This window comes from Rothia sp. ZJ932 (assembly GCF_016924835.1).
GTDB lineage: Bacteria > Actinomycetota > Actinomycetes > Actinomycetales > Micrococcaceae > Rothia.
Map to the genome: position 1 here is coordinate 2070393 of NZ_CP070480.1, position 13154 is coordinate 2083546.

At 53.7% G+C, this 13154-nt stretch carries 12 protein-coding genes; 9 read left to right on the forward strand and 3 right to left on the reverse strand.

Translation table 11 applies throughout. The features are described from left to right. The first annotated feature begins 628 nt into the window (after window positions 1-628). The 7 genes from casA to cas2e all read left to right on the forward strand — a co-directional run bounded on the left by casA (window position 629) and on the right by cas2e (window position 6838). Complete coding sequence (gene casA / locus JR346_RS09440; protein WP_205482351.1) at window positions 629-2350, forward strand: type I-E CRISPR-associated protein Cse1/CasA; 1722 nt, start codon at window positions 629-631, stop codon at window positions 2348-2350. Continuing rightward, entirely contained in the window at window positions 2343-2963 is a 621-nt protein-coding gene (casB, locus tag JR346_RS09445; protein ID WP_205482352.1) for a type I-E CRISPR-associated protein Cse2/CasB, read from the forward strand. The genes casA and casB overlap by 8 nt, the downstream gene beginning before the upstream one ends. An 18-nt stretch (window positions 2964-2981) precedes the next feature. Further along, entirely contained in the window at window positions 2982-4106 is a 1125-nt protein-coding gene (cas7e, locus tag JR346_RS09450; protein ID WP_205482353.1) for a type I-E CRISPR-associated protein Cas7/Cse4/CasC, read from the forward strand. Continuing rightward, entirely contained in the window at window positions 4106-4807 is a 702-nt protein-coding gene (gene cas5e / locus JR346_RS09455; RefSeq protein ID WP_205482354.1) for a type I-E CRISPR-associated protein Cas5/CasD, read from the forward strand. Before cas7e ends, cas5e begins: the two co-directional genes overlap by 1 nt. Further along, complete coding sequence (cas6e, locus tag JR346_RS09460) at window positions 4804-5487, forward strand: type I-E CRISPR-associated protein Cas6/Cse3/CasE (protein WP_204878121.1); 684 nt, start codon at window positions 4804-4806, stop codon at window positions 5485-5487. Before cas5e ends, cas6e begins: the two co-directional genes overlap by 4 nt. A 68-nt stretch (window positions 5488-5555) precedes the next feature. Then, the gene (gene cas1e / locus JR346_RS09465; protein WP_205482355.1) at window positions 5556-6491 is read left to right on the forward strand and encodes a type I-E CRISPR-associated endonuclease Cas1e; all 936 of its coding nucleotides are present in this window, start codon (window positions 5556-5558) and stop codon (window positions 6489-6491) included. Further along, entirely contained in the window at window positions 6488-6838 is a 351-nt protein-coding gene (gene cas2e / locus JR346_RS09470; protein WP_204878119.1) for a type I-E CRISPR-associated endoribonuclease Cas2e, read from the forward strand. The genes cas1e and cas2e overlap by 4 nt, the downstream gene beginning before the upstream one ends. 300 nt (window positions 6839-7138) lie before the next feature. Here the strand turns inward: cas2e and JR346_RS09475 are convergent, their stop codons facing one another. Together JR346_RS09475 and JR346_RS09480 are read right to left on the reverse strand one after the other, a co-directional pair. Further along, complete coding sequence (locus JR346_RS09475) at window positions 7139-7795, reverse strand: response regulator transcription factor (protein WP_204878118.1); 657 nt, start codon at window positions 7793-7795, stop codon at window positions 7139-7141. A gap of 64 nt (window positions 7796-7859) precedes the next feature. Beyond that, on the reverse strand, window positions 7860-9410 hold the full coding sequence (locus JR346_RS09480; RefSeq protein WP_205482356.1) for a sensor histidine kinase: 1551 nt from the start codon (window positions 9408-9410) through the stop codon (window positions 7860-7862). Window positions 9411-9561: 151 nt separating this feature from the next. Here JR346_RS09480 and treR point away from each other — a divergent pair, with 151 nt between their 5' ends. Next, complete coding sequence (treR, locus tag JR346_RS09485) at window positions 9562-10278, forward strand: trehalose operon repressor (protein WP_205482357.1); 717 nt, start codon at window positions 9562-9564, stop codon at window positions 10276-10278. A 26-nt stretch (window positions 10279-10304) separates the two neighbouring features. Beyond that, the gene (locus JR346_RS09490) at window positions 10305-11972 is read left to right on the forward strand and encodes an alpha,alpha-phosphotrehalase (protein WP_205482358.1); all 1668 of its coding nucleotides are present in this window, start codon (window positions 10305-10307) and stop codon (window positions 11970-11972) included. A 70-nt stretch (window positions 11973-12042) separates the two neighbouring features. On the opposite strand, the gene JR346_RS09495 is transcribed toward JR346_RS09490, so the two are convergent. Then, a complete protein-coding gene (locus JR346_RS09495; protein ID WP_205482359.1) occupies window positions 12043-13119 on the reverse strand; it encodes an acyl-CoA desaturase in 1077 nt (358 codons plus the stop codon). Window positions 13120-13154: the final 35 nt, after the last annotated feature.

A 13154-nucleotide genomic window follows, 5' to 3' on the forward strand; every position in this document is an offset into this window, starting at 1 on the left:
AGGAACCTCTGCAAAAAGTTGCTGGCAGTTCCACTTCTTGAACGCTGCATCGATTGTATTTCGCAGAAAAACCTCCACGACTGCAGTAGAAGATTGGATCGCTGATGCAGCCTTTAGATTCCACAGATATAGGTCTAAAGCTTCATCGTATGATTGATGAGCTTGGCTCATATATGTAGAAAACCGCGACTCCCCCACCAGCCGAAGCATCTGTTCCTCTGTGAAAGACGACAACTTCTTCTTCCTTCCCTATTCCCTTTACTTTGTGTAGAGTAGTGTTCAGCAAACGGGTTAAAATCCGTATTCATTGGGGCTGTTGCCGTCTTAGACGGCGGTAGTCCTTTTTATTTTGCGCCACCAATGCGGCGATGAGCCATTGGACGAATATCGTTCATCAATGAGGCTCTCTCTATTTCTCGCGAAGACGAGAGCAAATTCCTCACAGACTTCCTACTTTACACATTTTCAACAACTTGGAAGAATATCTTTCTACCTATTGATTTTTAGTATAGATTATGCCTTAGGCATGTTCTTATCACAAGACATAGTGACAGAACCGACTGACAATTTAGCAACCTTTCTACCTCATTCGGCCAGCAAGTGAGTATTTTTTGAAAAGAGGACACCCATGATCAAAGACCCCATACAGCCGGGGTTCAACCTGATACTTGATCCGTGGATTCTTGTTCAGCGTTGTGATGGGACGAGCGCAGAAGTTTCCATCAAGGAGCTTTTCGAACATGGCTACGACATCAAGCGGCTTGCACACGAGGATCCGCTCATAGATACCTCGGTTCTAGCTATACTCGTGGCGGTCTTCAACCGTGCCATCCTGCATGACTTTGACAAGCAGTGGGAAGAGGATGACTCCTTCACCCCTCCCGAAAAAGACGCTGCCATCAAGACATGGATCCAGAAAAATTTTCAGCCTAATACTGCGAATCTAGAACCGATACTCGACTATTTAGAGAGTGCTGACGTTAAGAACAGGTTTGACCTCTTCCACCCTGAGCACCCCTTCATGCAAGTAGCCAACCTGCACACCTCAAAAAATACTCGTTCTGAGGTCTCACGCATTATTTTTGACTCAGAGTCAGACCATTTTTCAATCCGAGCAGATAAAGGCAAAAAAACCCTGAGCTTTGCTGAGGCTGCCTGTTATCTGATAGCTACCCACGCCTACGACTACTCGGGCATCAAATCAGGTGCAGTGGGGGACCCCCGCATCAAAGGGGGTAAAGGCTACCCTATCGGCACTGGCTGGTATGGAAGCACCGATAAAGTCATCTTGCACGGTAAAAATATCATTGAAACTCTGCTACTTAATACGCCTTATGATGAGTTGTTTGAAGTCAGCGATGATGCCGATGGTTACTCAACGCTGACAGCTCTTGCAGATCAGCCCGTCTGGGAGCGTACCCCCGATACTGCTGCCCAGAGAGAAGATAGCAGAGAAACGGTTTTGCCCACTGGCAGCTCTGATATTCTCACCTGGCAATCACGCAGAATCCGCCTTTTTCCAGAAGGTAAAGCCGTCACCGGCGTGCTCGTCTCTAATGGTGATAAAGTCTCAGACAAGTTCGTTGAAGCAAAGAACCTCTTTGACCCCTGGACCGGTTATCGCTACAGCAAAAATCAGTCCTCAAAAACTGAGGATGTGTGGATGCCCCAGCAGCATAATGCAGAACGCACTCTCTGGAAAGGCATCGATGCTCTACTTACGCTCTCTTCGGGTTCAGCAGGCGTTAAAGAAAACATTCGTCCTCGCACTGTTACCAACCTAGGGCGGTACTTCCCTCAAGATATCCACCTGACGGTACAGTTAGTAGGTGTGGTTTACGGACCCCAAAACTCAGTAATCGAGGCGGTTATTGATGAGCACCTACCCCTCGAGTTGGCGCTTCTCACCGAAAACCACCCCAAGATTCGAGCTGCAATCATAGAGAACTCCAGCAAGACTGTGAACGCCGCTGTACAGCTTGGTAGGTTTGCAGGTCATATTCTTGTGGCAGCGGGTAAAGAATACGAATTTCAGCCGCAACCCACAGAAAACGCCCTCTACCTCTTAGAAACAGAGTTTAGAAACTGGCTTTCAACGGTAACCCACCATATGCGCCCCGAAGAAGTTAAAGCGTTATGGCACCAGCAGGCACAAAAGTTCTTTACCCAAGAGGCACAACGAATGCTGGCAGCTGCACCACCCAAAGCTGTTCTTGGTCGACTTGAGGATGAGAACGGCATACAGCATTTGGTAACGGCAGCAACCGCCCATAGATCCTATCTCAAGAGCTTGCGTGAGACCTTCCCGCTTGCCTACCCCGATATCAGAAAGGAGAATACAAATGGCTAATACCCCAACCAGCACAAGTGAGCAGAGTCTTTCTCGCTTCGTTACTCGTAAAGTCAATGCGCTCTATGGTTCTTATTCATCCGGTAGTTCTCTCTCTAAGAAGCAGCTGAGTGAACTGCGTAAAGCGGTCGGTCAAGACCCAGCGCGGTTCCCTCTTGCCTGGCAGTACGTTATTTCCGCCGAGGACGAGCATGCCTTCCCTGAGGATGCGAAATACCGTCAGGGAGATTTACCCACCCAGCGAGAGCTAGCGGCTTTCACCGCGCTGACGCTCTTCGCGGTGCATCAGCAATCAGAACAGCGCATCATGCACGCTGCAGGGCGCTCATTCGGCTCCGCTGTAGGTGAACTCGTTGACAAACGTACCGCGTCCATCAAAAAACGCTTCGATTCTCTCTTGCAGGCACGCACCTATACAGCGATGAGTTATCATGCACGCTCACTTGTGCAGTTGCTCAAGCAAGAAGAGATTCCTTTCGACTATGGCACTTTTAGCGAAGACCTAGCCAAGCTACAGAGCCCAAAACACCGTAGCAGCGTCATCACCCGATGGAGCCGTAACTTCGTCTACGGTTTCGACAAGACTTCATCGCAAACCCCCACCCATTCATAACTCTTGAAGGAGAAAAACATGAGCTTTTTTATTGATATTCACGCACTACAGACTCTTCCGCCCTCAAACATTAACCGTGATGACACCGGCGCGCCTAAGACAGCTGTGTTTGGTGGCGTCCCCCGTCAGCGGGTTTCTTCCCAGGCATGGAAGTCGGCTATCCGTCAGGATTTCGCAGGTAATCTCGACAGCTCACAGCTGGGTTTGCGTACCAAGCGAGTCGCCGAAAAAGTTGTCAAGAAAATCCAAGATATTTCTGAAGAGTACGACGTTGAAAAAGCGCAGGCAGAAGTGACCGCAGCTTTTAAAACTGCTGGTATCAAGATAACTCCTAAAGTTAAAAATAAAGGTCTTGAAGATAAAAAAACAACGTTAGAGACAGGCTACCTCCTTCTTCTCAGCACCCAACAAATCAACCGCCTAGCGCAGGCAATTATTGACGCAGATGGCGCCAAGCTCACCAAAAAAGAAGTAGCAAAGATTCTCGATACCCAGCACAGCGTCGATATTTCCCTCTTTGGTCGCATGCTAGCCGATGCACCCGACTTCAACGTAGACGCTTCCTCTCAGGTAGCCCATGCTATTGGAGTTCACGAATCAGAACCAGAATTCGACTACTACACCGCTGTAGATGATGTTGTGCGCGAGGCAGAAGAATCAGGTGCAGGCATGATTGGCACCGTAGAAATGATGTCATCCACTCTCTACCGCTACGCAAACATCAACCTGGACGGCTTAGCCAAAAACCTCGATGACAAGGAAGCTGCTCATGCTGCGGCTCTACAATTCATCAAGAGCTTCATCTCTGCCATGCCCACCGGTAAGCAGAATAGCTTTGCCAACCGTACCCTGCCCGAAGCAGTGGTAGTAACCTTGCGAGATGACCGCCCTGTTTCCTACGTCAATGCCTTTGAAACCCCAGTCAAAGAATCTGCAGAACATGGCCGTCGCGTCATGGCCGCTCAAGCACTGGCACAAGAAGCTACTGATCTCGCTGAGACCTACGGTCTTGAACCAGCCAAGAGCTATGTTCTTGCTGTTGGAGAGCTCAAAGAGTCCCTCGCCGCACTGGGTGAAGAAGTAAACCTCAAGACCCTTCTTGATAAGCTGCAAGCAGACCTAGCTGAGGTGCACACAAACTAATGCACTCTCTGCTTCTTCTCTTCAAAGCGCCGCTACAGGCGTGGGGAGCTGATAGCCGGTTCAAGACTCGTAGCACCAATAAAGAACCCACTAAATCAGGTGTGATCGGGCTTGTGGCTGCGGCACTCGGCAGAAGCCGGGAAGAATCGGTTGCTGATCTCGCCGAACTAGAATTTGCGGTTCGAGTCGATCACCCTGGTTCTCTTATGCGCGACTATCACACCGCCCGCAACTGGTTCGGAAACAAAAAAAATTCCCAGCTTTCCACCCGCTACTACCTATCAGACGCCGTCTTTGTAGTGGCACTTAGCTCCCCCGACCGCGCTCAGCTCGAAACTCTTGAAGCCGCCCTGAGGCGTCCTGTTTACCCTTTGTATTTAGGACGCCGTTCCTGCCCCGCTAACCCTAACCTCGTCCTAGGTATCAAGGACGGTGACGGTGAAACGGTGCTGCGAGCGCAGCCATGGTTCGCCCCTACACGGGTGCGTGAGCAGGCTTACAATCCCGTTTCGCTACAGATATTGCGGGATGCTCGCCAGGGTGAACCGGCTGATACTTTGCGGGATACGCCTGTTAGTTTCAATCCTGAGTACCGCCAGTACACTTTGCGTGCTGTGTATCGTGCCGAACCTGTGGAAGTCGAGAACCCCAACGGGGTAGAGCCTCAGGATGATTTTATGAAGGAGGTGACTGAGGCATGACTTATTTCTCGCGTATTTTGCTGAACCCTCAGCGGCGAGAAGCTCGGAAGCTTATTGCCAGCCCACAGGCTATGCACGCGGCAGTGCTAGCAAGTTTTCCGCCAGATAGCCCGGTTTCAAAAGATAGCCGAGTGCTGTGGCGGTTGGATATTCAGGGCGCTAGTTACACCCTTTATATTCAGAGTCCCGAGGAACCTGATCTCAGGCATCTTCAGGAATCTTCGGGCTGGGAGTCTCGCCCCGGTGAGACTGCTCCTCTGGGGAAACTCTTGAACAAGCTGGAAAAAGGGCAGTCTTGGGGGTTCCGTTTTACGGGCAACCCTGTGAAATCCCTACCAGTTGCTGATGGCAAGCGCGGCAAGGTGGTTCCACATGTTACTGCTGAACAGCAGTTAGGATGGCTTCTTCATAAAGCTGAGCAGTGGGGCTTTACTATTGCTCAGGATCCTGAAACAGCGCAGCCGCTAGCAAATGTCATCGGCAGGAACGACCAGCGTTTCTCCCGTAGGAATCCGCACGAAGATGGTGCGCTGCACAGCGTGACTCTGCGTCAAGCACAGTTTGACGGCGTCCTGGTCATCACCGATGTAGACCTTTTCAAAAAATCTCTACTGACCGGTATGGGCAAGGGTAAGGCCTATGGCTGCGGGTTGCTCACGCTACGAAACGTTTTATCCTAACCTTCACTGGGGTATGTCTGCGGGCATGCCCCAGTTTTTACTACTACCTAGTTTCAAAGGCGAGACACATGATTGGTGCTACCCTACCCACCTCACGAGAACTCACCAGAGCATCTGAGCGAATCTCATTCATCTACGTTGAGCATAGCATTATTCACCGCGAAGATAGTGCAATCACAGCAACTGATACCAACGGCACAGTTCACATACCGGCTGCTTCCCTAGGCGCACTACTGTTAGGTCCAGGGACGCGCATCACCCACCACGCCATGATGCTACTAGCTGACTGCGGGGTGACTGCCGTATGGGTCGGTGAACACGGCGTACGCTACTACGCACACGGAACGTCTACCGCTAAAACAGCAAGACTGCTTCAAGCGCAAGCAGATAAAGTCAGCAATACCCGCAAACGCCTTGAGGTTGCCCGCACCATGTACAGCATGAGATTTCCCAACGAGGACGTCGCCGACCTTACCATGCAGCAGCTACGCGGGAAAGAAGGTGCGCGCGTCCGTAAAATCTATCGAGAGCATTCCGAGCGAACCGGAGTTGCCTGGAATAGCCGCAAATATGATCCCAATAATTTTGGTAGCTCAGACCCCATCAACAAGGCGCTTTCAGCAGCCCATGCCTGCCTCTACGGTGCGGTACACGCTATAGTGGTTGCCCTCGGGTGCTCCCCCGGTTTGGGTTTTGTACACACTGGTCATTCGCGGGCTTTTATCTACGACATCGCTGATCTCTACAAAGCTGAAATTACAATACCTGCTGCGTTCGATGTTGTCGCTGAAAGCACTGAAGACATTGGGTCAAGAACCCGCCGCGCCGTCCGCGAAAAAATCAAAAATAGCAAAATTATGCAGCAGTGCGCTCACGATATCCAACGTTTGCTGGTGCCCGCCGAACTCGATGAGGGCGAGCTATACGCAGATGTCGTTTCGCTGTGGGGCGAGCGCGGTGAAACTGTAGAAAGCGGGCAGAACTACGGAGGAGCCGGCGCGTGATCGTGGTTGTTGTCTCTAACTGCCCACCTGCTTTGCGCGGCGACCTTACCCGCTGGCTACTTGAAATTAGTAGCGGTGTCTACGTTGGTAAGGTAAGCGCCCGTGTACGCGAACACCTCTGGGAGCGCATCATTGCATCGGTGCAATCAGGACGCGCGCTCATGGTTTTCTCAACCAACACAGAACAGGGTTTTGACTTCAAAGTTCACCGCCACCAATGGGAAACCGTTGATTTTGATGGGGTGACGCTCATGCGCAGACCCACCGCTGAAAGTAAGAAACCGGCCTTCGTAAAGAAGGGCTGGTCTAATGTCAGCAAATACCGCAGGGCTCGTTCTTCCCGATAAAAAGGTGTCGGGGGCGGATGACGCATCCGACTCGGGTGCTTTTGCGTCCTACTGCCTACCCAGCACGCAGTACCGTTCTAAGACGAAAGTACCTCTTGGGGGAGTAGTTCAGTTTTGGGGTGTGACCACCAGACGTAAGAGATGACCACCAAAAGTCATGGTGACCACGAAAGGTACGGTCAGCATTACTTTTCGTGGTCACCTCTTATTTTTCGTGGTCACCCCTGCTCACTCGCGCTCGTTCAGCCGCTCCCCTGCCGCCAGCCTTGTACGTGACCTGCCCCGCCCCGCTTTCCCCCGCTAGGACGCGTCCAAGAAGGTCAGGACTGCGCGCACACGTCGGTTGCCGGCATCTGGGGCGAGACCGAGCTTATCGAAGATGTTACCGATGTGTTTGGCAACAGTAGCGCTTGAAACGAAGAGTTCAGTTTCGATATCGGTGTTTGATTTTCCCTGTGCCATGAGGGCGAGGATTTCTTTTTCGCGGTTGGTGAGAGCGGCGAGCTTGTCGGTATCGGGGGTCTGCGGGCGCATGAGGTGGGCGATGACGTCCGGGTCTACGACGGTGCCGCCGTCTGCGATGGTGGTGATGGCGCGGGCGAAGTCCTCGATGTTGCTGACGCGGTCTTTAAGCAGGTACCCCAGCCCGTTGGCGCCGGCGGCGAAAAGTTCGCGGGCGTATGCCGAGGCAATGTATTGGGAGAGAACGAGAATGGGGGTATTGGGATTTTCTTCGCGTAGGGTGAGAGCTACTTGCAGACCATCTGAGGTGTTGGTTGGTGGCATGCGGACGTCGGTGATCACCAGATCGACTTCGTGCGTTCCAACCCGTGCATAAGCGTCCTGCAGGTCGGGGGCGGTAGCGGCTTCTGCCACGATGGTGTGGCCCAGGTGGGTGAGCACCATTTTGAGCCCTTCACGTAGCAGGGCGGAGTCTTCGGCGAGGATAATACGCATAGTTTTCATTCTAGTCAGCACCGCCCCTCGCTGTTCAAGGCGAAGACGAAGGGGCAGGGGGTGTTTAGCACCCTGGCAAGGGCAGGGTGAGGGTTACTGTGCTGGATGCTCTGGGCACGCTGGTTACTTCTACAGTGCCGCCGAGGGTTTCGGCGCGCTCACGCAGACCGGCTAGCCCTGTACCGCGGGTGGGGTCAGCACCGCCCCCGCCGTTATCGGTGATATCCAGAATGAACTGGGCAGCTGAATTGGTGGCGGTAATAGTGAGGGCGGACGCGCTGCTGTGCTTGAGCGCGTTAGCCACGGCTTCGTTGGCGGTGTAGTAGGCTACCCGTTCAGCATCTCGAGGTAGGGGAACGTTTACGCGGTAATCAAGGTGGGTGGGGATGATGGTGTGGTGGGCGAGTTCTTCCAGGGCGGCGTGCAGACCGTGGTCTTCAAGCACTGCCGGGTAGATGCCTCGCACGGTGTTACGCAGGGTCTCAAGGGCGTGGGTGAGATCCCCTTTAGCCTGTGCAACTTGGGTGTGCAGGTTGTGCGCGGGGTGGCCCGCCGCCACTAGGTTTTTGGCTTCCATCTCGGCGAGTCCCAAACGCAAGCTAATGTTCACCAGCTCCTGTTGCACCCCGTCATGCAGGTTGCGTTCAATGCGTCGACGTTCGGATTCAAAGGAATCCACGATGGTAGAGCGTGATGCGGTGAGTTTCGCCAGCTTACGCTCGTACTCCTCGGGGTGAGGTGAGAGCACCATCTTTGACAGAGACGCGCTTGCACCACCTATGATGCCATTGAGGTAAGCAAAGACAAAGAGACCAGCAAGAATCAGTGCAATCGGCAGCCACCAGTGCTCAGGAGTCAGCTGCCACTGAGGATTATCGGGGTCAATATTGGGGTCAAACGGAAAACCATACTCTCTATATTCTGCGATTTCCCGGTCAGTCATGCCCTGAAAATAGGCATTATTCGGGTACCAGAGGTTGATGGTATCTCGCTTGATAGCCAGTACCCAGAAGAGCAGCCCTGCTGCCCACAGGCATAGCGCTTCAAATGCCATGACAACAGCAGCTAGTGTGCTAATCACCTGCCCCAGAATCAGCGATCCCAGCTCGCGCCATGTCGCGACTTCGGTGAAGCGCACCTTATACCAGTGGGTAAATTGTGAAAGTGGCACCGGTACGTGACCATTTGGCACCTCGCCGTGACCTGTCATGCGTAAGCGCCATCGTTCAAAGTATCCAAAGCAGACTGCAATCGGCGGTGCTAGCAAGGTTGCGAAGATGAGCGTAAAGGGTGCTAGCAGTAGCAGAACACCGGATGCCAGAAAGATAAGACTGCTAGCAACAAAAGGCATCAAGACACTTACGAGAGTTGAGCTCACAACGGCAAGTAGCACCAAGGTGATGATCGCTAGCCAGGGTCCTACCCCCAGTACGTAGAAGGGGCTTGCCATGCGTCGCCACAGGGTTTTGTGGGGGCGGGTTTCCACGGACGCGACCCCCGGCACGGGGTCTTCACCCGCGTCCGCACCCTGAGGATCGGCAGGGGGCAGCTGGGCGGTGTGTTCCGGTACCAGAGGCCGGGTTGGTTCTTCTGAGAATGTAGGTGACGTGTTCATGCCTTCAATTCTTCTCTTCTTACCGCAAGATTACAGTGGAGCACCATCTACTCTTGACTGGTAGAGCCAGCTATACCGCAGGACGCCCCGATGCCCAACACAGCAGACCAAAACCAGACAAGCTGTCTAGACAGGTGCTAGGGTGGTTATCATGGCCAACAAGTACCAGCACGTAGCGAGCAACCTCACCGACCGCATAGAGTCCGGCGAATTCCAGGTAGGCACCCTCCTGCCCAGCGAAAAACACCTCGCCGCCCACTACCAGGTCTCCCGCGAAACAACACGCAAGGCGCTCGCACTGCTCACCGATGAGGGACGCATCCAAAAAATGGTCGGCAAGGGCTCCATCGTTATCAGCCCCACCCGCTACACCCTGCCGGTCTCTAACCTCGTTAGTTACACCCAGTTTCTCAGAAGCAACGGCCTCACCTCGGAAAACCGCGTGTTTGCCCTCGAAAAAGCGCCGGTGCCCGCCCGCCCTTTTATTGAAATAGATCCCGCCCACTCCCCCGGCAGAGAAGCTACCTATGTGGGGCGCGTTCGCGTCATTGACGGGCTACCCTCAATTATCGACCACGATTTCATTCTCACCTCAGTAGTACCCGATATCAGTATTGAAGTCGCCCAGACCTCCCTCTACTCCTACTTTGAGGGGGAACTCGGGCTCGCTATCGCCTACTCCCCCAAGCAAATCACCGTGGAGCCAGCCAACGCCCAAGACCGCGAGCTTTTAGGGCTGACCCCCGGCGCTTACATAGCGGTCACCAGCTCCATTACCCACCTAGCTGATACCACAGCCTTTCAGTTCTCACAGTCGCGCCACCGCGCTGATAAGTTCAAGTACCAAGATTTTGCCCGCCGCAAGTAAGCACCCCACCCACGAAAGGTTTTCTTTTGAGCTTTGCAGATAAAGTGATCTACCAGATCTACCCCAAGTCTTTTTACGATTCGACAGGGTCAGGTGTGGGCGATTTACGCGGCGTCATCGAAAAAGTATCCTACATTGCCTCGCTGGGCGTCGATATGGTCTGGTTCAACCCCTTCTTTGCTTCACCGCAAAAAGACAACGGCTACGACATCTCCAACTATTACGCGATTGAACCCAGCATGGGCACCATGAGCGACCTTGAAGAACTCATCGCAGCTCTCGACGAGCACGGCATCGGTGTCATGTTCGATATGGTCTTCAACCACGTTTCTACCGAGCACGAGTGGTTTCAGCGCGCCCTTGCCGGCGAAAAAGAATACCAAGATTTCTTCTACCTCCAACCCGCACAGGTAAACGGTTCGCTACCCACCAACTGGAAGTCAAAGTTTGGCGGCCCCGCATGGGAGCCTTTCGGCGACACCAACCTCTACTACCTGCACCTCTACGATGTATCGCAAGCTGACCTTAACTGGCACAACCCGCGCGTACGCCAAGAACTTTTTAATGTTGTAAATTTCTGGCGTGACAAAGGTGTGCGCGGGTTCCGATTCGACGTCATCAACGTCATCGGCAAAGACGAAGTTCTGCTGGACGCGCCCGAGGGCACCCTCGATAAGCTCATGTACACCGATACCCCGCGCGTACACACCTGGGTCAAGGAGATGAACCGCGCGTCCTTCGGCAACGACGCCAACAGCGTGACCGTGGGCGAGCTGTCATCTACCACTATCGAGAACGGGGTGCTTTACTCAGCCCCGGCACGCGATGAGCTGTCGATGATTTTCAGCTTTCACCACCTCAAAGTGGATTACGATGCCGGCAATAAATGGTCGCGCGTGCCCTTTGATTTCGAGGCTCTCAAGGGGCTGTGGCACGGCTGGGCTGAGGGCGTACAGGCGGGTAACGGCTGGAATGCCCTGTTTCTGAATAACCACGATCAGCCGCGAGCACTCAACCGTTTTGGCGATGTTGAAACCTACCGGGTGGAGTCGGCAACCATGTTGGCGGCAGCTGTTCATCTTTCGCGCGGCACCCCCTACATTTACATGGGTGAAGAGATCGGCATGGTTGACCCTGTCTATTCGTCGATGGATGACTACGTTGATGTTGAGGCGCACAATGCTTTTGCGACTCTGCGCGAATCGGGGCTGTCTGAGGCGCAGGCGTTTGAGGTTGTGGTCTCTAAAGCACGCGATAATTCTCGCACGCCCATGCAGTGGGACGCGAGTGCCCATGCCGGTTTTACCAGCGGCACTCCGTGGCTGGGAACCGCTGATTATGCGGAAATCAATGTTGAGGCTGAGCAGCGTGAGGGTAAGATTCTGCCCTTCTATAAGAAGCTGATTGCTCTGCGTCATGAGTACCCCGTCATCTCAAGGGGCAGGTATACGCCCTGGGTTGCCGACCACCGTAGCGTTTACGCTTTCACCCGCCAAGACGGTGAAGGCTCAGCCGCAACTGAACTGCTAGTGCTCAATAACTTCTACGGTGAAGCAACTGACGTCAGTGTACCCGAGCGGTTCATTGGCGGGCAGGTGCTGATTTCTAATTACAGTGCGGACGCGCCGACCTCCGGCGCCTACCGTCTGCTGCCCTATCAGACCTTGGCAGTGCTGATACAGGGCGGTCAGTAACTAGTAGTTCGCACAGTAAAAGCCCACCGGTGAATCAGTCCACCGGTGGGCTTAAGCCATAAAGCGATATCTAGGGTAGTGCCAAGCGGAAGACCTTGCGCCAGGTCTTGAGAATCTGCACCGGCAGCGGGCCCGAGTTGTAGGGCAGGCCGTACTCCTGGCAGATTTTCCGGACGCGCGGTGCCACCTCAGAGAGGCGGTTAGAGGGCATGTCGGGGAATAGGTGGTGCTCAATCTGTAGGGAGAGGTTGCCCGTCATAAAGTGCATGAGCTTTGAGCCGTCGATGTTGGCTGAACCCAGCACCTGACGCACGTACCAGCCACCGCGGGTTTCGTTCTCGATGTCTTCTTCTGAGAAGACCTCTACTCCGTCGGGGAAGTGACCGCAGAAGATCACCGCGTGTGCCCAGAGGTTACGAATAATATTTGCCGCTACGAAACCCTTGATAGCGGCAACTCCCGAGCCGTTGAGCGAAGCCAGCGCCGGGGAAAGCACAAAGTCTTTCGCTGACTGGCGTCCAAACTTTTTCAGGGTGCGCTTCACATCGCGCAGGGTGTCTTTTTTAGACTTCTGACCGGTCATAAAACGGTTGAGCTCGATGTCGTACATGGCGATACCCCATTCGAAACCCGGCGCCAGAATAGCGTTCATGACGGGGTTCAGCAGGTGCTTGGGTTTCCAGGGCTGGGAGTCGTCCATGCGCAGCAGGTTGTATCCCACGTCCTCGTCTCTGCCGACCACGTTCGTCCATACGTGATGCGACTCGTTGTGGGTGCGTTGCCAACCGCTAGAGGGCGTCACGAAGTCCCACTCCCAAGTGGTGGAGTGAATCTCTTTATCGTTCATCCAGTCCCACTGACCGTGCAGAACGTTGTGCCCGATTTCCATGTTTTCGAGAATCTTGCTGACCGACAGCGAACCAACGCCCAACAGCCACAGGGGCTTGTGCTTAGCGAACAGCAAAGAGCCGCGGCCAAGCATCTCTAGGCTGCGCTGCAGTTTCACCACGCGGCGAATATAGCGCGCGTCCTCCTCACCACGCTGGGCAAGAATCTCATCGTGAATAGCATCAAATTTTTCTTCGAGTGCATCAAGCTGTTGCGGAGTCAGCTGGATGGGTGAAGAAGCAGGCAGGGTCTGCGTCATGGGTAGTTCCTTCTTACAGTAATGGTTGCGGTTGC

Coding starts and splice junctions, on each gene's coding strand:
- casA (WP_205482351.1), top strand. CDS start 629: ATGATCAAAGACCCCATACAGCCGGGGTTCAACCTGATACTTGATCCG.
- casB (WP_205482352.1), top strand. CDS start 2,343: ATGGCTAATACCCCAACCAGCACAAGTGAGCAGAGTCTTTCTCGCTTC.
- cas7e (WP_205482353.1), top strand. CDS start 2,982: ATGAGCTTTTTTATTGATATTCACGCACTACAGACTCTTCCGCCCTCA.
- cas5e (WP_205482354.1), top strand. CDS start 4,106: ATGCACTCTCTGCTTCTTCTCTTCAAAGCGCCGCTACAGGCGTGGGGA.
- cas6e (WP_204878121.1), top strand. CDS start 4,804: ATGACTTATTTCTCGCGTATTTTGCTGAACCCTCAGCGGCGAGAAGCT.
- cas1e (WP_205482355.1), top strand. CDS start 5,556: ATGATTGGTGCTACCCTACCCACCTCACGAGAACTCACCAGAGCATCT.
- JR346_RS09475 (WP_204878118.1), bottom strand. CDS start 7,795: ATGCGTATTATCCTCGCCGAAGACTCCGCCCTGCTACGTGAAGGGCTC.
- JR346_RS09480 (WP_205482356.1), bottom strand. CDS start 9,410: ATGAACACGTCACCTACATTCTCAGAAGAACCAACCCGGCCTCTGGTA.
- treR (WP_205482357.1), top strand. CDS start 9,562: ATGGCCAACAAGTACCAGCACGTAGCGAGCAACCTCACCGACCGCATA.
- JR346_RS09495 (WP_205482359.1), bottom strand. CDS start 13,119: ATGACGCAGACCCTGCCTGCTTCTTCACCCATCCAGCTGACTCCGCAA.